The 17,806-nt window shown below is 61.7% G+C and carries 16 protein-coding genes, 1 tRNA gene and 2 rRNA genes (1 of these 19 cut by a window edge); 8 read left to right on the forward strand and 11 right to left on the reverse strand.

Annotation, left to right across the window (positions count from 1 at the left end):
• The 8 genes from NUH88_RS13635 to NUH88_RS13670 form a co-directional block, all read left to right on the forward strand.
• A 23S ribosomal RNA gene (locus NUH88_RS13635) occupies positions 1 to 2,029 on the forward strand (it extends 714 nt beyond the left edge of the window).
• A gap of 96 nt (positions 2,030 to 2,125) precedes the next feature.
• A 5S ribosomal RNA gene (rrf, locus tag NUH88_RS13640) occupies positions 2,126 to 2,240 on the forward strand.
• A gap of 53 nt (positions 2,241 to 2,293) precedes the next feature.
• Positions 2,294 to 2,370 (forward strand) — tRNA-Met (locus tag NUH88_RS13645).
• 182 nt (positions 2,371 to 2,552) lie between these two features.
• Positions 2,553 to 3,740: an ABC transporter substrate-binding protein gene (locus NUH88_RS13650; protein WP_257766958.1), complete on the forward strand. Its 1,188-nt coding sequence runs from the start codon at positions 2,553 to 2,555 to the stop codon at positions 3,738 to 3,740.
• A 73-nt stretch (positions 3,741 to 3,813) separates the two neighbouring features.
• Entirely contained in the window at positions 3,814 to 4,596 is a 783-nt protein-coding gene (locus tag NUH88_RS13655; protein WP_257766959.1) for an ABC transporter ATP-binding protein, read from the forward strand.
• Positions 4,593 to 5,297 carry an ABC transporter ATP-binding protein gene (locus tag NUH88_RS13660; protein WP_257766960.1) on the forward strand — a complete coding sequence of 235 codons (705 nt, stop codon included), beginning with the start codon at positions 4,593 to 4,595 and terminating at the stop codon, positions 5,295 to 5,297. Before NUH88_RS13655 ends, NUH88_RS13660 begins: the two co-directional genes overlap by 4 nt.
• A 3-nt stretch (positions 5,298 to 5,300) precedes the next feature.
• A complete protein-coding gene (locus tag NUH88_RS13665) occupies positions 5,301 to 6,311 on the forward strand; it encodes a branched-chain amino acid ABC transporter permease (RefSeq protein ID WP_257766961.1) in 1,011 nt (336 codons plus the stop codon).
• On the forward strand, positions 6,308 to 7,606 hold the full coding sequence (locus tag NUH88_RS13670; protein WP_257766962.1) for a branched-chain amino acid ABC transporter permease: 1,299 nt from the start codon (positions 6,308 to 6,310) through the stop codon (positions 7,604 to 7,606). The genes NUH88_RS13665 and NUH88_RS13670 overlap by 4 nt, the downstream gene beginning before the upstream one ends.
• 70 nt (positions 7,607 to 7,676) lie before the next feature.
• Here the strand turns inward: NUH88_RS13670 and NUH88_RS13675 are convergent, their stop codons facing one another.
• From NUH88_RS13675 to NUH88_RS13725, 11 genes are all read right to left on the reverse strand, one after another.
• On the reverse strand, positions 7,677 to 8,219 hold the full coding sequence (locus NUH88_RS13675) for a hypothetical protein (protein ID WP_257766963.1): 543 nt from the start codon (positions 8,217 to 8,219) through the stop codon (positions 7,677 to 7,679).
• A 167-nt stretch (positions 8,220 to 8,386) separates the two neighbouring features.
• Positions 8,387 to 9,637: a prohibitin family protein gene (locus tag NUH88_RS13680; protein WP_257766964.1), complete on the reverse strand. Its 1,251-nt coding sequence runs from the start codon at positions 9,635 to 9,637 to the stop codon at positions 8,387 to 8,389.
• Positions 9,630 to 11,348 (reverse strand): cyclic peptide export ABC transporter, encoded by a 1,719-nt coding sequence (locus NUH88_RS13685; protein ID WP_257766965.1) that lies wholly within the window; start codon positions 11,346 to 11,348, stop codon positions 9,630 to 9,632. Before NUH88_RS13685 ends, NUH88_RS13680 begins: the two co-directional genes overlap by 8 nt.
• Positions 11,349 to 11,372: 24 nt before the next feature.
• Positions 11,373 to 11,567, reverse strand: coding sequence for a hypothetical protein (locus tag NUH88_RS13690; RefSeq protein WP_257766966.1), 195 nt, complete (start codon positions 11,565 to 11,567; stop codon positions 11,373 to 11,375).
• Positions 11,568 to 11,664: 97 nt separating this feature from the next.
• Positions 11,665 to 12,150 carry a YcjF family protein gene (locus NUH88_RS13695; RefSeq protein WP_257766967.1) on the reverse strand — a complete coding sequence of 162 codons (486 nt, stop codon included), beginning with the start codon at positions 12,148 to 12,150 and terminating at the stop codon, positions 11,665 to 11,667.
• Between the two features lie 144 nt (positions 12,151 to 12,294).
• Positions 12,295 to 14,316 (reverse strand): autotransporter domain-containing protein, encoded by a 2,022-nt coding sequence (locus tag NUH88_RS13700; protein WP_257766968.1) that lies wholly within the window; start codon positions 14,314 to 14,316, stop codon positions 12,295 to 12,297.
• A gap of 17 nt (positions 14,317 to 14,333) precedes the next feature.
• Complete coding sequence (locus tag NUH88_RS13705) at positions 14,334 to 15,611, reverse strand: outer membrane beta-barrel protein (protein ID WP_257766969.1); 1,278 nt, start codon at positions 15,609 to 15,611, stop codon at positions 14,334 to 14,336.
• Between the two features lie 67 nt (positions 15,612 to 15,678).
• Positions 15,679 to 16,407 (reverse strand): hypothetical protein, encoded by a 729-nt coding sequence (locus tag NUH88_RS13710; RefSeq protein WP_257766970.1) that lies wholly within the window; start codon positions 16,405 to 16,407, stop codon positions 15,679 to 15,681.
• Entirely contained in the window at positions 16,404 to 17,234 is an 831-nt protein-coding gene (locus NUH88_RS13715) for a thioesterase II family protein (RefSeq protein WP_257766971.1), read from the reverse strand. Before NUH88_RS13715 ends, NUH88_RS13710 begins: the two co-directional genes overlap by 4 nt.
• Complete coding sequence (locus tag NUH88_RS13720; protein ID WP_257766972.1) at positions 17,198 to 17,404, reverse strand: MbtH family protein; 207 nt, start codon at positions 17,402 to 17,404, stop codon at positions 17,198 to 17,200. The genes NUH88_RS13715 and NUH88_RS13720 overlap by 37 nt, the downstream gene beginning before the upstream one ends.
• A 5-nt stretch (positions 17,405 to 17,409) precedes the next feature.
• The gene (locus NUH88_RS13725) at positions 17,410 to 17,652 is read right to left on the reverse strand and encodes a hypothetical protein (RefSeq protein ID WP_257766973.1); all 243 of its coding nucleotides are present in this window, start codon (positions 17,650 to 17,652) and stop codon (positions 17,410 to 17,412) included.
• Between the last annotated feature and the right edge of the window lie 154 nt (positions 17,653 to 17,806).

A 17,806-nucleotide genomic window follows, 5' to 3' on the forward strand; every position in this document is an offset into this window, starting at 1 on the left:
GCCGAACCCACGTCTGTTGAAAAAGACGGGGATGATCTGTGGTTAGGGGTGAAAGGCCAATCAAACTCGGATATAGCTGGTTCTCCGCGAAAACTATTTAGGTAGTGCGTCGTGTGATTACCGCCGGGGGTAGAGCACTGGATGGGCTAGGGGGGCGCGAGCCTTACCAAACCTAACCAAACTCCGAATACCGGTGAGTACAGCACGGCAGACAGACCATGGGTGCTAAGGTCCGTGGTCGAGAGGGAAACAGCCCAGACCTCCAGCTAAGGTCCCCAAGTTGCGGCTAAGTGGGAAAGGATGTGAGGAGGCCAAGACAGCCAGGAGGTTGGCTTAGAAGCAGCCATCCTTTAAAGAAAGCGTAATAGCTCACTGGTCTAGTTAAGCCACCTTGCGCCGAAGATGTACCGGGGCTCAAGCCGTACACCGAAGCTGAGGGCGTGGATTTATCCACGCGGTAGCGGAGCGTTCCGTAGGCCTGCGAAGGGAGACTGTGAGGTCTCCTGGAGGTATCGGAAGTGCGAATGCTGACATGAGTAGCGACAAAGAGTGTGAGAAACACTCTCGCCGAAAGCCCAAGGGTTCCTGCGCAAGGCTAATCCGCGCAGGGTGAGTCGGCCCCTAAGACGAGGGCGAAAGCCGTAGTCGATGGGAATCAGGTTAATATTCCTGAACCTGGCAGGATGTGACGAATATCGGAAGTCGTGCGCGCTTACTGGATTGTGCGTGCGGCCTGGATGTTCCGGGAAATAGCCCTGCCATATAGACCGTACCCCAAACCGACACAGGTGGGCTGGTAGAGCATACCAAGGCGCTTGAGAGAACAACGTTGAAGGAACTCGGCAAAATGCCCCCGTAACTTCGGGAGAAGGGGGACCTCTCATTGGGCAACCAGTGGGGGGTGGCACAGAGTAGGGGGTGGCGACTGTTTACTAAAAACACAGGGCTCTGCGAAGCCGCAAGGCGCGGTATAGGGTCTGACGCCTGCCCGGTGCCGGAAGGTTAAGAGGAGAGGTGAGAGCTTTGAATCGAAGCCCCGGTAAACGGCGGCCGTAACTATAACGGTCCTAAGGTAGCGAAATTCCTTGTCGGGTAAGTTCCGACCTGCACGAATGGCGTAACGACTTCCCCGCTGTCTCCAACGTTGGCTCAGCGAAATTGAATTCTCCGTGAAGATGCGGAGTACCCGCGGTCAGACGGAAAGACCCCGTGCACCTTTACTACAGCTTTGCAGTGGTATCAGGAAATGAATGTGTAGGATAGGCGGGAGGCTTTGAAGCACTGGCGCCAGCCAGGGTGGAGCTACCCTTGAAATACCGCCCTTTTGTTTTTTGATATCTAACCGCGGCCCGTGATCCGGGTCCGGGACCCTGCATGGCGGGTAGTTTGACTGGGGCGGTCGCCTCCCAAAGAGTAACGGAGGCGCGCGAAGGTAGGCTCAAGCTGGACGGAAATCAGCTGACGAGTGCAATGGCATAAGCCTGCCTGACTGCGAGGCCGACAGGCCGAGCAGAGACGAAAGTCGGTCATAGTGATCCGGTGGTCCCGCGTGGAAGGGCCATCGCTCAACGGATAAAAGGTACGCCGGGGATAACAGGCTGATACTCCCCAAGAGTCCACATCGACGGGAGTGTTTGGCACCTCGATGTCGGCTCATCACATCCTGGGGCTGGAGCAGGTCCCAAGGGTTCGGCTGTTCGCCGATTAAAGTGGTACGTGAGCTGGGTTTAGAACGTCGTGAGACAGTTCGGTCCCTATCTGCCGTGGGTGTTCGAGACTTGAGAGGAGCTGTCCCTAGTACGAGAGGACCGGGATGGACGCACCTCTGGTGGACCTGTTGTCGCGCCAGCGGCACAGCAGGGTAGCTAAGTGCGGAAAGGATAACCGCTGAAGGCATCTAAGCGGGAAGCCCCCCTCGAAACCAGGTCTCGCCGAGAACCGTGGAAGACCACCACGTCGATAGGCCGGGTGTGGAAGCGTGGCAACATGTGAAGCTAACCGGTACTAATCGTTCGATCGGCTTGATACATAACTCATACAGAACCAAATACCGGACCGAAGGGCACTGCCCTTCGCCGAAAGCAGACATCCAACACGAACCCCGTTCCATTCTTCGCATCGATGACCTGGTGGTCATGGCGAGGGGCCCGCACCCGATCCCATTCCGAACTCGGCCGTGAAAACCCTCCGCGCCAATGGTACTTCGGCTTAAGCCGCGGGAGAGTAGGTCGCCGCCAGGTCATCTATGCGAAAAATAAAAAAGCTTAACCTCTCACAATCAACACACCCATAACGCGGGGTGGAGCAGCCCGGTAGCTCGTCAGGCTCATAACCTGAAGGTCGCAGGTTCAAATCCTGCCCCCGCAACCAAGAATATCAAGGCCTTAGCGCACAAACCGCTAGGGCCTTTTGCATGTCTGGAAAACGTTCTCAAAAATAGATGCCGGCAAATCTGAGAAACGATCGTTCAGACATCTGAACCCATTGATGACAACCGGCGTCTCTGTATAGTGTGCGGAATCATAAAACCTAAACAAACAGGGGAAGCGACGATGAAACGCTTGCTACCGTTGCTGTGCGCCGCGGTTCTGACCACAACCGCCGCCCAGGCTCAGGATACCGTCAAGATCGGCATGTTGCAGGGCTTCACCGGTCCGACCGAATCTCTCGTCAAGCCAATGGCGCTCGGCGGCGAACTGGCCATCCAGGAAGTCTCCGACAGCGGCCTGTTCCTTGGCGGCAAAAAGGTCGTTTCCGTGCGCGGCGACAGCACCTGCGTCGATGCCGCCGCGGCCACCGCCGCTGCCGACCGTCTGATCACGTCCGAGGGGGTCAACGGCATCGTCGGCGCGACCTGTTCCGGCGCGACCACTGCGGTCCTCAACAATGTGGCCCGGCCGAACGGCATGCTCATGATTTCTCCGTCGGCCACCTCGCCGGCGCTGAGCACGATCGAGGATGACGGCCTGTTCTTCCGCACCGCGCCGTCCGATGCGCGCCAGGGACAGATCATTGGCGATATCCTCGTTGCCAAGGGCATCAAGACCGCCGCGCTGACCTATACCAATAACGACTACGGCAAGGGCCTCGCGGACTCGATCCAGTCCGCCTTCGAAGGCAAGGGCGGCAAGATCACCGCCGTCGCCGCGCATGAAGACGGCAAGGCCGACTACTCCGCCGAAGTCGCGACTCTTGCGGCGGCTGGTGGCGATATCCTGATCGTCGCCGGCTATCTCGACCAGGGCGGCAAGGGCATGATTCAGGCCGCGCTCGATACCGGAGCGTTCGAGAAGTTCGTCCTGCCGGACGGCATGGTCGGTGAGGCGCTGACGGATAATTTCGGCGCCGATCTGGACGGTTCCATCGGCACCAACCCCGGCACCGACAGCCCGGGCGCGGCGATGCTCGCCAAGCTGGCCGAAGGCAAGGGCTTCAAGGGCGACGATCCGTATGTCCCGGAAGCCTACGACGCTTCCGCGATCCTGCTGCTCGCCATGCAGGCCGCGAACAGCACCGACCCGGCCAAGTACAAGGGCATGGTCGAGAAGGTCGCCAATGCCCCTGGCGAGAAGATTTTCCCGGGCGAACTCGCCAAGGCGCTCAAGATTCTTGCCGATGGCGGCGACATCGATTATGTCGGCGGCACCGCGCTCGAGCTGATCGCGCCGGGCGAGTCCGCGGGCAGCTTCCGCGAGACCACCGTCGAAGGCGGTAAGTGGAAGACCGTTGCTTACCACTGATCGGTCGAGCTGAGACATTTACAGGGAAACGGTCGGGCGCGAGCCTGACCGTTTTGCCTATATGGGCTAGTTGATGATCAAAGTAGAAAACGTCACCAAGCGCTTTGGTGGCATCCACGCCGTCAACGGCGTGTCGCTGGAAATCCAGCAAGGCTCCATCACCGGGCTGATCGGCCCGAACGGAGCGGGGAAGACAACGCTCTTTAACATCATCGCCGGCGCCTTTCCGCCGACGTCGGGGAAGATCTATCTCGACGGCGATGACGTGACCGAACTTGAGCCGCATCAGCTCTTTCACAAGGGACTGCTGCGCACTTTCCAGATCGCGCACGAATTTTCCTCCCTGACGGTTCTCGAGAACCTGATGACGGTCCCGGGCGGGCAGCCGGGCGAGGATTTGCGGCATGCCTGGTTCAATTTCGCCGCAGTGCGCGCGCACGAGGAAAAGGTCCGCGAACGCGCCCGCGACGTCATCGAATTCCTGGAAATCCCGCATCTCGAGAACGAACTCGCGGGCAATCTCTCCGGCGGTCAGAAGAAGCTGCTCGAACTCGGCCGGACCATGATGGTGGATGCCAAGATCGTCTTCCTCGACGAGGTCGGGGCCGGGGTCAACCGCACCCTGCTGCAGACCATCGCGACCTCGATCCAGCGTCTGAACAAGGAGCGCGGCTACACCTTCTGCCTGATCGAGCACGACATGGATTTCATCGCCCGGCTCTGCGACCCGGTGATCGTCATGGCCGAGGGCAAGCTGCTGACAGAGGGCACCGTCGACGAGGTGATGAACAACGAGGAGGTCATCGAGGCCTATCTCGGGACCGGCCGCAAACACAAGCGGGTGTCGGAGCAATGAGCTTTCTTTCCGCGACCGGCATGACCGGCGGCTATGGCGGGGCCGATATCCTGACCGACTGCAATCTCAGTGTGGAGCGCGGCGAAGTCGCCGTCGTCGTCGGCCCGAACGGGGCCGGCAAGTCGACGGCGATGAAAGCCGTCTTCGGACTGCTGAACCTGCGCGAGGGCAGCGTTGTTTTCGATGGCGACGACATCACGCGCATGGCCCCGCAGGAGCGGGTGCGCCACGGCATGGGCTTCGTGCCGCAGACCCGCAACGTCTTCGTCTCGCTCACCGTCGAGGAAAATCTCGAGATGGGCGCCTTCATCCGCGACGACGACATCACGGAGTCGAAAGAGCAGGTCTTCTCGCTCTTCCCGATCCTGGCCGAGAAGCGCAACCAGCCGGCGGGCGAGCTCTCCGGCGGCCAGCGCCAGCAGGTCGCGGTCGGGCGGGCGCTGATGACGAAGCCCAAACTGCTGATGCTGGACGAGCCGACGGCCGGGGTCTCGCCGATCGTGATGGACGAGCTGTTCGACAAGATCGTCGAGGTCGCGCGCACCGGCATCGCCATCCTGATGGTCGAGCAGAATGCGCGGCAGGCGCTGGAGATCGCCGATCACGGTTTCGTCCTCGTCCAGGGCTCCAACCGCTTCACCGATACCGGCGAGGCCCTTCTGGCGAACGAGGAAGTTCGCCGTTCCTTCCTCGGGGGCTGAGCCATGGATATCGCCAACGCATTCGCGCTCCTCAGCAATTTCGTCATCGTCCCGGCCATCGCCTACGGCGCGCAGCTCGCGCTCGGCGCACTCGGAGTCACGATCATTTTCGGCATCCTGCGCTTCGCCAATTTCGCGCATGGAGAGCTGATGTCCTTCGGCGCCATGGCGGCGATCCTCGCCACCTGGTTTCTGCAGGCGAGCGGCGTCAGCATCGATCCGCTGCCGACGGCGCTGCTGGCCCTGCCGGTCGGCATTCTCGCCGCCATTGCCATGGCGCTGCTGACAGACCGTTTCGTCTTCCGCTTCTATCGCCGTAAACGGTCCAACCCGATCGTGTTCGCCATCGTTTCGGTCGGCGTGATGTTCCTGCTGGCAGGCCTGATACGGATTATCATCGGTCCGGACGACCAGAGTTTCTCCGACGGCGCGCGCTTCCTTTTCACCGTGCGCGACTTCAAGAAGGCGACCGGCCTCGAGCAGGGGATCGGCGTGAAGCAGACCCAGCTGATCACCGTCGTGGTCGCGCTCGTCGTCGTCGCGGCATTGTTCTGGTTCCTGCAGAAGACGCGCTGGGGCAAGGCGATGCGGGCCTATTCCGACGATGAGGACCTGGCGCTGCTCTCCGGCATCAATCCGGAGAAGATCGTGACGATCGCCTGGGTGATCTCGGCCGCGCTCGCCGCCATCGCGGGCACGCTCTACGGCCTCGACAAGACCTACAAGCCGTTCATCTTCCTGCAGATCCTGCTGCCGATCTTCGCCGCGACGATCCTCGGTGGCATCGGGCAGCCGGTCGGCGCCGTGCTGGGCGGCTTCATCGTCGCCTTCTCGGAGGTGACGGTAACCTACGCCTTCAAGCGCTTCCTCGCCTATCTCGGCCCGCAGGACTGGGCTCCGGAAGGGCTCGTCCAGCTGCTCTCCACCGATTACAAGTTCGCGGTGTCCTTCGTCATCCTGGTCGCGGTGCTGCTGGTGCGGCCGACGGGCATCATTCGAGGTAAGGTCATATGACGAAGAAGGTCCCCCTCTATTACGGGGCGATGGGGCTGATCCTCATCGCCGTCGGCATTTTCCAGAGCTGGACCGTGGCGTTCGGCATTCTCAATCTCTGCCTGATCTCCGCCATCATGGCGCTCGGCGTGAACATGCAATGGGGCTATGCCGGCCTCTTCAATGTCGGGATCATGGGCTTTACCGCGCTCGGCGGGCTTGCCGCCGTGCTGGTTTCCATGGCGCCGGTGCAGGAGGCCTGGTCGGCCGCCGGCGGCGACCTGTTTCTCTCCCTGCTCTGTCTTGCCGGGACGATAGCGGCGATCCTTTATGCCCGCCGTACGGTATCGCCCGCCCTCAAGCGGTATGTGACACTCGCGTTGCTGGTCGCCGGCTATTTCCTGATCTCGCATTTCTTTATTCCGGCGACCGAGCGGATCGAGGCGATCGACCCGGCGCTCAGCGGTTATCTCGGCGGTCTCGGCCTGCCGGTGATTCTGGCCTGGCCGATCGGCGGCCTCGTCGCCGCGGGCGCGGGCTGGCTCATCGGCAAGATCTCCCTCGGGCTGCGCGCCGACTATCTGGCCATCGCCACGCTCGGCATCTCCGAGATCATCATCGCGGTGATTAAATACGAGGAATGGCTTTCCCGCGGGGTGAAGAACGTGACGGGGATTCCACGCCCGGTGCCCTACGAGGTCGATCTCGTGGAAACGGACTGGTTCCTCTCCGCGGTCTCCTCGTTGGGTCTTTCAGACCCGTCCGCTGCGGCGGGCGTGTTCGTGAAGATCTGCTACGCGCTGCTCTTCATCGCGGTCCTGGCGGTTATCATGTGGCTGGCCGAACGGGCCCTGCAGTCGCCGTGGGGACGCATGATGCGGGCGATCCGGGACAACCGGGATGCGGCGGCCGCCATGGGCAAGGACGTGAAGGCGCGCCATCTCCAGGTCTTCGTGCTCGGCTGTGCGGTCTGCGGTGTCGCGGGTGCGATGCTTGCGACACTCGACGGTCAGCTCACCCCGACCAGCTACATCCCGCTGCGCTACACCTTCCTGATATGGGTGATGGTGATCCTCGGCGGGTCCGGCAACAACTGGGGCGCCGTGCTCGGCGGTTTTGTGATCTGGTTTCTCTGGATCCAGGCGGAGCCGCTCGGCGCATGGTTCATGACGGTGATCACGATGCCGCTGCCGGAAGAGTCCGGCCTCGCGCAGCACCTGATGGCCGGATCGGTCTATATGCGCTATCTGCTGATGGGCGCGATCCTGCTACTGGTCATGCGCTTCGCACCGAAGGGGCTGATCCCGGAGCGCTGAACGTAGCGGAAACTGAACGTACGGGAACCGACCCGCGCCTTCGGCCGGGCCGGTGTTCAAAGCTGAAATCTCAGACCCTCTGATTCCGGAGCAGATCGACGATTGCATCGGTCAGGCGGATGACGGCTTTTTGAGCCATGTCGCTCTCGCCGCCTTCGGACGGTTCGATCAATGGCGCGACCGCCATGGCCGATGCGCTCCAGATCGAGACCGGAAGAGACCCGATCCGCTCGAGGGCGGCTTTCTGGCCGTCGGTCAGGCGGGTGAACATCTCTGCGGGAATCCGGGTCTGGAAGGAAAGCGACACATAGATCGCGCAGTGGCTCTTCCTGATCGCGAAGGCTTCGTTGCTGATCAGAAGGACGGCAACGAGGCCGGACTCCTCGCTGTCGTTGATCCCGAGGGAAATCAGTGCAGCATCCAAGTGGTCCTGGAAGTCCTTGAGGCTCTTCTCAAGGTTGCAGGTTTTCTTCGTTTTCGAGTCGAAGACGATTTTCGACTCTTTATAGGCCACCAGTTCCTTCGCAACAGCCTCGACGGCTTCCGCCTTGCCGGAGATTGCGGCAAGCGCCGCCAGCAGAATGCCAGCCAGTATCAGGGTATGCTTCCTCATCGGAGCCACTCCTTGCAGCAGTGATGAAACGTTGCGGAAAACGGCCGCATTTAGCCGTGAACGATCCCTTCCGCTAAACCAATGCTAGCAGAGCGCTATCCGGTTTTGGAAGCGCAGAGACAGCGACAAGTCGTCATACCGGCAGGGTAACGCCGGATCGAATTGGCTTAATTGGATTGAGGCGGAGGCGAGCTTGCCGGAGCGGGCGTTCCGCTTCCGGTCAGTTTGCCGAGCCATTCGCGAAGCGTGTTCTGCGCATTCGGGTCCGCGACCGGGATGCCGCCCACCGTCGGCACCGTCCCGGCATCGGTTCCGCTCGGGCCATGCTCCTCTTGGGGGATGTCGGGCGGTGCCGCCGAGTTTTGGCGCAGTGGCGCCCCCGAAGCCGTAAGAGGCGGCGGACCGGCGAGGGACGGCATCTTGAGCAGATCGCTGCGGGGGCCGAATTGTGTCGGATCGGAGTATCCGGAGGTTTCGCCCCCTGGCGGCCTCTGAGCAGCCCGTTTTTTCTGATCCTCGCCGATCGTCTCCAGGCCGCTTTCGGTATTGAGGATGATCGGGAGGCCGTTTTCGCCGCCGATGATGACGACCTTCGCATTGTTCGACTGCGCGAGCTGCAGGGTCGCCTCGATACCGCGCCAGCGCAGATAGCTCGGCGTGATGCCGGGCGCCACGATTTCCTGGAAACTGCGGATGCCCTCGGCTTCGATACGCTTGCGCTGGCGTTCCTTCTCCTCGAGGCGGAGACGGAAATCGTAGGCTTCGCTCATATGCCGCACGCGCTCTTTCTGTTCGATGGCACTGCGCACGAAGCTCGGCAGGGTGATTTCCTCGATCAGCACGTCTTCCAGGTCGACATAGGCCTCCTCGAACGGCACGTTCGAGGAGATGTTGGCGAGCTTGCTCTGGAAGCGGGTCTGCACGATGGTCTGTACCCGTTCGCGCCGCGTCGAATAGAGGTCCGATGCCTCATTTTCCGAAATGTAGGTCAGGATCAGCGTCCGGAGCTGAGGACGCATCAGGGTCTCTTTGTATTGGGGGCCGAGGCTCTTGTGCAGATAGCCCGCATATTGCCGATTGATCACGAACCGGCTGGATACGTCCACCGTGATCTCCAGCCCGTCGACGCTGAGGCCCTTGACGCTTTCGTTGATGCGCTGGAGACGCGCATCGTACATGTAGATCTTGTCCCACGGGAAGATGAAGTGGATGCCTTCGCGAAGCTCCGTATTGGGCTTCGTCACGGTCCCGCCGAAGAAGCGGTACCACATCACCCCGACCGATCCCGGCGGCACGGTGTAGACGATCAGCGGCCAGAGCACGAGGAGCAGCAGAAGGAAGACCGCACCGGCGGCGAAAAACTCGACCCAGTGCCGGTGCGTCCAGTTAGACAGCCAGCTGAAGAAGCGCCTAATCATGGAAGAACTCCGGATCGTAGGCCGCCATCATTCCGTCTTCCATGTGCATCTGCCTGTCGGCCGCGTCGAAGAACCGGTTGTCGTGGGTGACGGCGATTATAGTGGTACCGCCTGAGCGGAGCATACCCAAAATCTCCCGGTAGAACTTGCGGCGGAACATCGGATCCTGGTCGGCCGCCCATTCGTCGAGCACCAGGATCGGACGTTTCTCCAGCGCCGCGGCCAGCAGGGCGAGGCGCTTGCGCTGTCCGGTCGAGAGATCGACGGTCGAGAATTTCCGGCCGTCGAACTTCACCTTGCCGAGAATTTCCAGCGTGTGGATCCAGTCATGGACTTCCTCCCGCGCTTCGTCGGGAATTCCGTAAAGTTCCGAGAACAGATGGAAGTCGCCGAACACCGCCGAGAAGATCTCGCGGTAATCCTGCAGGTTGGCTTCGGGCAGTTGCTTGCCGTCGATCAGAAGCTGGCCCTCGTGCAGCGGATAGAGCCCGGTGAGTACCCGCAGCAGGGTGGATTTTCCCGATCCGTTGCCGCCGGTGATGAAGAGCACCTCGCCGCGGGTGATCGAGAGGTCGATCGGGCCGATGGAGAAGCTGTCGGTCGGGTCGCCGTTGGGAGGATCGTAGCGGAATACGGCTTTGCGCAGTTCGATGGTCTTGAAGCCGGCGTAGCGTGAGCTGAACCGCTCGCCGGTTTCGGTTATCGGCCGGCCTTCCTCGTCTGTCTCGATCTCGATGCCCGAGAGCTTCTTCAGATGCTTTTCCAGATCCATGATCGCCTCGGCCGCGGCGGAGGCGTTTTCGAAGATCGGGATCGAGCCGATCAGCCCCGAGATCGGGCCGATGATGAAGAGTACGGCCGTCGTCGATTTCTGCACCACGTCGGAATAACCGGATGTCAGGATCGGCACGACGAAGACCATTGTGCCAAGCAGCAGATAGAACGCGGTCTGCGAGAAGACGAAATTCTTCGCCAGAAGGATCTGTGTGTTGCCGCGCATCTCGGAGGCGCGCTCACTGATCTCCTCGATCCGCTGAATGATGGCGCGGGCCTTCGAACGGCTGAGCTTGGCCTCCTTGAATCCGTCGAGCAGGTCGTCGATCGTCGTATAGACGTCGTTGTCCATCTCGAGGGTGCCCCGGAGGTCGGTGCGGACGGAGTAGGATTTCTTCCAATAGACCGTGAGCGCCACGGCCATGAAGGCGACCAGTGCGATGAAGGAGGTCAGCGAGATCCACGCGATGTAGAGCGTGGTGAAAAGTATCAGGATCGCCATCTGCACGGCGATGGTTACCGTCGAGGCCGATTGCGACAGGGTCTGCATATGGCGGGCGATGCCGCTATATATGACGGCCCGGCCGAGTTGCTCGACATCCAGCAGTTCACAATACTGGAGCTGGCTGACGATCCGCATCCGGACCCGGTGGATCATCGCCTCCACCTGTTCGGCTGCCTGGGTCAGGATCCAGCGCTGAGCGACGACATAGAGCAGCATCGCCGCGGCGAAAAAAACCGCATACAGGGGGCGTGACTCGGACTGTTCCGCATGTTCGGCGGCGGTATTGATGATCGCGAGGATCATCGCGTTGCTCAGGCCGGCAACGGCCGCGACCGTCAACGCCCGTCGCGGCGACAGCGTCGCTTCCCGGCGCAGGAACTTGATCAGGCCGTTGGACGCGACCAGATCGGCGGCGGCGGAACCGGTGTCCATTGCGGAACTCCTTCCCGAAGCGGCTTAGCTGTCCGCCGAGGAACCGGAAGACGCCTTCTTCGGGAAAGGTCTGACCAGCGCGAGAATGAGCCCGACAAGCAGCGGCGTGAAGATTACGCAGCACAGGAAGATTCCGAACGCCCCAATCCGGCTTTTCCGTCCGGCATAAGCCAGGATCAGGCAGAGCAGCAGATAGATGCCGATAGGGAGTAATTGCATGAGACCTGTCCGTCAGGGCGTCGGTTCAGCGCAGCATCCGGCCGGACGGATACACCGTCCGGCCGGGCCGGCTGTTCTGTCAGGCGCAGAGCTTGCCTTACGCAGCCGCTTTCGCGTTGCTCTTGCCGGTGGATTTCTTGACGCCTTCCTCGAACTCGGCCTTGAAGTGATCGCGCATCGCGTCGGGATCGAAATCCAGCACGGTCCCGCCGGCTTCGAAATGCTGCACGAAGACCTTGCCGATCGCGTAGGTCGAGGCGCTGGTGAAGACCGGTGCGGTCAGGACGCCAAGCCAGGTGCCGATGCCGGGGACGGCCTTCAGCAGGCTGGAGGCGCCGCGCGCGAGACCGGCTGGTACCAGGCTGCCGAGCAGGCCGGCAATGATTGTCTTCACGACATTTCGGGAGAACGGAACCTGATAAAGGCTGGCGAGGTCGCCCACCATTTTGATCTGAATGACGGTGACCGCGGCCAGATCGACCCACGGGACCGGGATGAAGCTCGCACCGGCGGTCCAGCCCATATAAGTGCTCACAATGCTTGAGGCCTCGGCGCGGCGAGCCGCCAAAACATCTTCAGTCATGATTTCTCTCCAGACGTGATGAAGTCCTGTTTCGCACTAAAATAGTCGGCTGAGCGACCGTTCCGCTTTGGAGTGCGCTCAGTCCATCGCAGGCCTTTTTCAATCATTTCAACCATATCCGACAGGCCCTGCGAGTACAACAGCTCAGAAGGTTTTAGCAATTTTGAGTTGCGGTAGGATGAAACTTTCCTCGCCTCCTGCACCTATGGATGCGGAAAGATTGATTTCGGCCCGAAGACCGTCATCCGCAAGGAAGCGCAGACCGCCGAAGAGATTGAAGACGCTCTTGGCGGCGGCGCGTGAATCCGCCTCGATGGTCTGCCCTGAGGAGAGACGTCCGTCGAGTTCCCGCTTGTCGTCCAGCAGATCGTGCTCGTAGCCGATACCGAGATAGGGCTGCAGGAGCCCGTTTTCGGTCGAAATGTCCGTCCAGGCCGTGATGTCCACACCTGCCTTGAGCTCAGCGACGTCGCTGTCGTCGACCGTGAGATTGAGAAATTCAGCGCCGCTCTCGGTGAAGCCGTCTACAGACGACCAGCCCGCGCCGAGCCGGCCCGCAGCTGCGTAGCCGAAGCGGTGGCCGGAGAAATCGGTATGGCGATCCCAGCGCGCCTCGACTTCGGCCGACGCGCCCCAGCCTTCGGTGTCGCTTCGGGCCGTCGGCATGACCGAGAAGCCGGTGTCCCGTTTCACGTCGTCGAGCGTGTGATAGGAGAGATTGGCCTGTACGCCGACGCTGAACGGACCGTCTCGCCAGTCGCCGAAACCGCCGAGCGTCACGGCATCGTTCTCGAAGGACCCACCGCCTTTGATATCGGAATCGAGATTGGCATAGCCGATATGGGCGCCGAAGACGAAATCTTCCGCCCATTCCGGCGGACGGTACGCAATGCCGACGATGGCCATCCGGTTGTCATAGTCGTAGCCGGAGAAGTCGCCGTCCGAGCCGCGGGTACCGGTCCCGTTCTCGGCGATCAGGAAGACAGTGCTGTTGCCGATCTCTTGGGTCATCGGCTTCGCCGCCTTGTCGGAAAAACCGGGCGTGTCGCGCCAGTCGTTGAACTGGCCGCGCAGGGCCGCGAGGATAGAGCGCTGCTGGACAAGTCCGGAATCCGCGAGACCCACAAGCCGTCCCGCATCCTCGTCGACAGCCTGCAGGGTGGCGGCCACCAGCTCGTAGATATAGCCGTGTGCTGCGGTGGTCGGGTGCTGGCCGTCCCAATAGAGCGTCGCGTTCTCGCTTGCCGTGTCCGGGCACTGGCCGGTAGCGACGTTCGAGCTGATGCATTGCCCGGTCAGGTTTGTGAAACCGTAGAGGCTCGGCCGCGCGTCGATATCGTCGTAGAGCGCGTCCAGGTCGACCAGGACGATCTCCAGCCCGGTGCTGGCGCGGGCATTGGCGAGATAGGTCGGCAGCCCGGCATTATGCAGTGCCGACAGGCGCCCCGACTGTGCGAGCTGGTCGGACGTGAAGGCCGAGATCAGGGTCGGCACCCGGTCGAGATCGAACAGGTTGATCACGACGGCCCGGCGTGCGCCGAGACTTGCGGCCCGCTCAAGCCCGGTCTGGATGAAGCCGAGCGTCTGGTCGACGATGCCCTGCTCGGTAAGCCCGTCGGTGGTGCCGTTGGCATAATTCGTATAGTCATTGCCGCCGGTCAGGATTGCGAAGGTCGCGCCGGAAACATTGGCGATGGTGCCGGCCGAGTTGTAGGCCTCGAGATCGTCGAGAACCGTGATCAGGCCCGGAGCGTTGCTCGGCAGGTCCTCGGTTCCGGCCTTTGCTCCGCCGAACGCGAAGCTGAGGCTGACCCCCTGCTGGGCCCCCGGGTCGGTCGTCGAGCCGCAGAGACTGGAGAGGCCTTTCGAGGCGTTCTCCGTCGCACAGTTCGGCTCGCTGAAATAATAGTCCATGTAATAGAGCTGGGTCGGCGCCAGCCTGTCGGTCCAGTTCAGACCGTTCGAGAAGCGCCCGTTGAAATAGGGAGGGCTCTGCGGCACCACGTTCGACGGGGTGATCAGCGTTGTCGCGATGAAGCTGTTCTGGTTATCGACCAGACTGTCGCCGAGAAAGATGAACCGCTCGTCGGCCACGGCTGCGGTGGAAAGAGCGATAAATCCGCCACATATGGTTGCGGCGCAGAATGCACGAACTGTCGGCTGCATGATGTGTGCCCTCCCGATCAGAAAGTGACGACGACTGAAATCGTCGCGTTGGCTTCGCTGTATTGAAGGTCGGCGAGGAAGGCGTCGTTCACGATCTGGTTGGAGATCGAGGAATTGAATACCAGCTCGACGCGCTCATGCACCTGCCAGGCGGCGGCCATATCGAGGGTGAAGCTTTCGGCCTCGTAGGGCGTGCCCTCGATTTCATAGAACCGATAGGTGGGGCCGGCCTTGATATAGACGTCGCTGCGTGGCTTGTAGAGCGCTGCAATGCCGGCGAGATTCGTGAAGAGACCGCCCGATGTCTCGATATTGGTCTCGTCGAAGGTCCGCTCGATGACGCCGCCGACGCCCCACTCATCGTCGATCTTGTAGGAAAGCTGTGCGGTGCCGACGCCGGAAATCACGTCGCCGATGGTCGGTGCGTTGAAATACTGTGCAAAGCCGATCGCCCGGAACAAGCCGGTCAGGTTGCCTTCCTGATACTGGATGCTGATACCCGCACGGCCGCCCTCGGAATCCCGGTCTTCCGGAAGGATGATCTCGGAACCTGAATATCTGATCCGGATCGGCCCGCCGAATACGGAAGCCTTGCCCCAGCCATAGTGTTTCCCGGCCTCGACAGTGAGGTTGTATTCCTCGCGGTCCTGGGACTGCACGCGGCTGACCACGGTGACGTCGATGTCGGTGTCGTTCGAGATGTCCTGATACCGGCTCAGCACGTTCACGAAATAGGTCTTGTCGTCCCAGCCGAGCGCCGCTTCCAGTGTGTTGGTCTGGGTCGTGCCGTTGAGATTGCCGTTGAACTGCAAGGGGTCGTTCTTGCCGATGATGCTCTCTTCGCTGAGCAGACCGACGCGGAGATTGACCTCGTCGGTGAAGTCGTAGCGGCCGCTGAGCGTGCCCGAGAGCGCGTCGCTCTTCTGGTCACGGATATCAAGCGCCTGCTGAGACACGTAGCCGACGGTTGCGGCGAGCGCATGCTTCTCCCAGCTGGAGCGGGCAACGGCGTTGAGCGCCAGCACGCGCTTCAGGTCGGCTTCTTCGGTTGGATCGAGGCGGATATTGTCCGTCGCCTGAATGCCGGCCTGCGCCCGGGTGAAGAAATCGAAACCGCCGAGTTTAAGGCCGGAGGGTTGCTCGAATCCCTGGACCGGCGGCAGGGGGGCTGTCTGCGCCGATGCCGAAGCGGCATTCCAAAGGCATCCCGCCACGGCGGCACCCGCGAGGATTGACGTGCGCCCGGTCAATGCGAAAAGCCGGCGTCCGGTCTGCGTCGCGTTCCCGTAAGTCATTTTATTCTCCCCCAGTCGCCTGCACGCCGCTCCCCAGTGGCGCAGCAAGCGGTATCCCCCGTTCCCGTCAGTTCGACTTCACCTTGCTGACTGCGGCCTGTTCCTTTCCGACCACGGTCGGGATGGTGCCATAGGCCGACGCGGCCACGACACTGCTGCAGTCGAGGCCGTTTTCAAACTGGCAAAACGGAATGTGAAGTTCGGCCGTAAGACTGTCGCAGGAGTCGAGGAAGAGGGGGCCGGAAAGGAAGTCCCCCTGTTCGCCGTCATCCAGCGGTCCGGCCATGATGCTGGTCGCCGCTTTGACATTGTTTGGACCGGTGAATTGCAGCTCCGCAACGATCCGGAATAGACCGAGGCTGGTGAGATTCCGGACGGTCAGCACCGGAATGCAATTGTCGTTCTTGCTGTGCTGGCTGCGATCTGTGGTGATGGCCCGGGAAACGACGATCTGGATGGGGCCGCCATGCCCGCGGGTATACTCCCACTGCAGGACCGAATCCTTGCTGGCCGGATCCGTCTTGCGCGTCAGAACGACGGTTCGGCCATGATCCGTGACAGCGGTCACCTCGTCGGCGGCATAATAGTCGTCGACTTTCCATGTGCCGTCAGGCAGCAGCAGCACACGTTCGCCGAGCGTCGTCGCGCCCAGGCCGGACGAGGGGAAAGCCTCGTCCTTGAAGACCTCGGTGGTGCGGGATTTCGCGGGCGGGTTGCTCCTGGATTGCGCGGAGACCTGGCCTGCCGCAAGCGTCAGCAACACCGCCAGCGCGGCGCATGCTCTGAAGGTGGTCATGGTTTGTCGCTCCTGCCCGCGTTCTGCGCAGATAGTACCACATCGCGTATGCGCTCGAAGACGCTTTCCGCCCCTTCGTTGATGAAGAAATGTCCGCCCTCGACCCGGATAAGCTGGTGTTTCGCCATCGATCTCGTCGCCCAGTCCGCGTCCCGTCCTTCCGAAGTGGCTGGGTCGGAGGCGCCGGCTATGGTGACGACGGGACATGCGAGGCGCTCCTCCTCGGGCCGGGCGTATCCGTCATTGGCGCGAAAATCGGCTCGTATCGCCGGCAGCATGAGTTCTGCCAGTTCCGGCATCTCTTCAAATTCGGGCGGGAGTCCCCCGAGGCCACGGACATAGTCCAGGAAATCGCCGTCGGGCAAATCGGCGACGGAGGGCTGCGGGGCGCTCTGAGGGGCGGCCCGCGCCATTGCGATCACGCCGGCCACCGCATGGCCCGACCGCTCAAGCTGAAGCGCTGTCTCGAAGGCGAGCAGGGCGCCGAAACTGTAGCCGAGCAAATGAGGCCGGCTCCAGCCCTCCCCGGCGATCGCCAGTGCGATCTGGCGCGCCATTTCGATCGCATTCTCCTGCAGCGCTTCGCCGAAACGCTCTTCGCGTCCCGGCAACTGCACGGGGACGATCCGCAAATCCGGGAGCGAGTCCGCCCAGCCGCGAAAAAATCCGGCGCCGGCACCGGCGGGTGCAAAGCAGACAAGCACCGGCGCCGTGTCCGCTCCCGGGCCGGCGCGTCGCTGCACCGGTAGCCACGGCGTCGGCGCCTCAGGTGTCCGCACACGGATCTGCATCAGCCGCGCACGCTCTTCGGCCGCATGTCGGTCCATACTTCCTCGACATGTGCGGTGCAGGCCTCGTGGGTTCCGCTGAACACGCTCTCCCAGCCGGCGGGGACGGGCTTCCCTGCCGGCCAGACGCAATACTGCTCCTCTTCGTTCACCAGCACCTGATGCGTTGCGGCTGGAGTGTCAGTCTGCCCCGGCGAGGTCTCGGACATGGTCGTCATCCTGTCTTCGTAGTCTGCTGTTTGGCCCTGGCACCAGCACCGGATTCCCGGGCCGTCGGTGTGGAGGTGTCCGTGCGCTCGGTGATGCGGTCTTTTGTCTCGTCTCCGGACTCTTCGTTGTCAGGCAGTATGCCCAGACGGCGCTCCCGCTTTTCATACATATCGACCGTCAACTTGTAGGTCGGGCGCGCCCACAGAACGAAGAGAAGCAACTTCAAAAGTGCGGTGGCGAGAGGCATCACAATACCGTAACCATGAATACGTATTTCGATACGTCACAAGAGCATGGTGCCCGCCCGAAACCGGCGCCCGAACATGTGGGCGTTCTCTTTTCGTAGGCGGCCTAACTATGAGGCGCCGGTAAGGCGTTTGCAATGGATAAATTATTTGTTC

It is taken from the genome of Nisaea acidiphila (assembly GCF_024662015.1).
GTDB lineage: Bacteria > Pseudomonadota > Alphaproteobacteria > Thalassobaculales > Thalassobaculaceae > Nisaea > Nisaea acidiphila.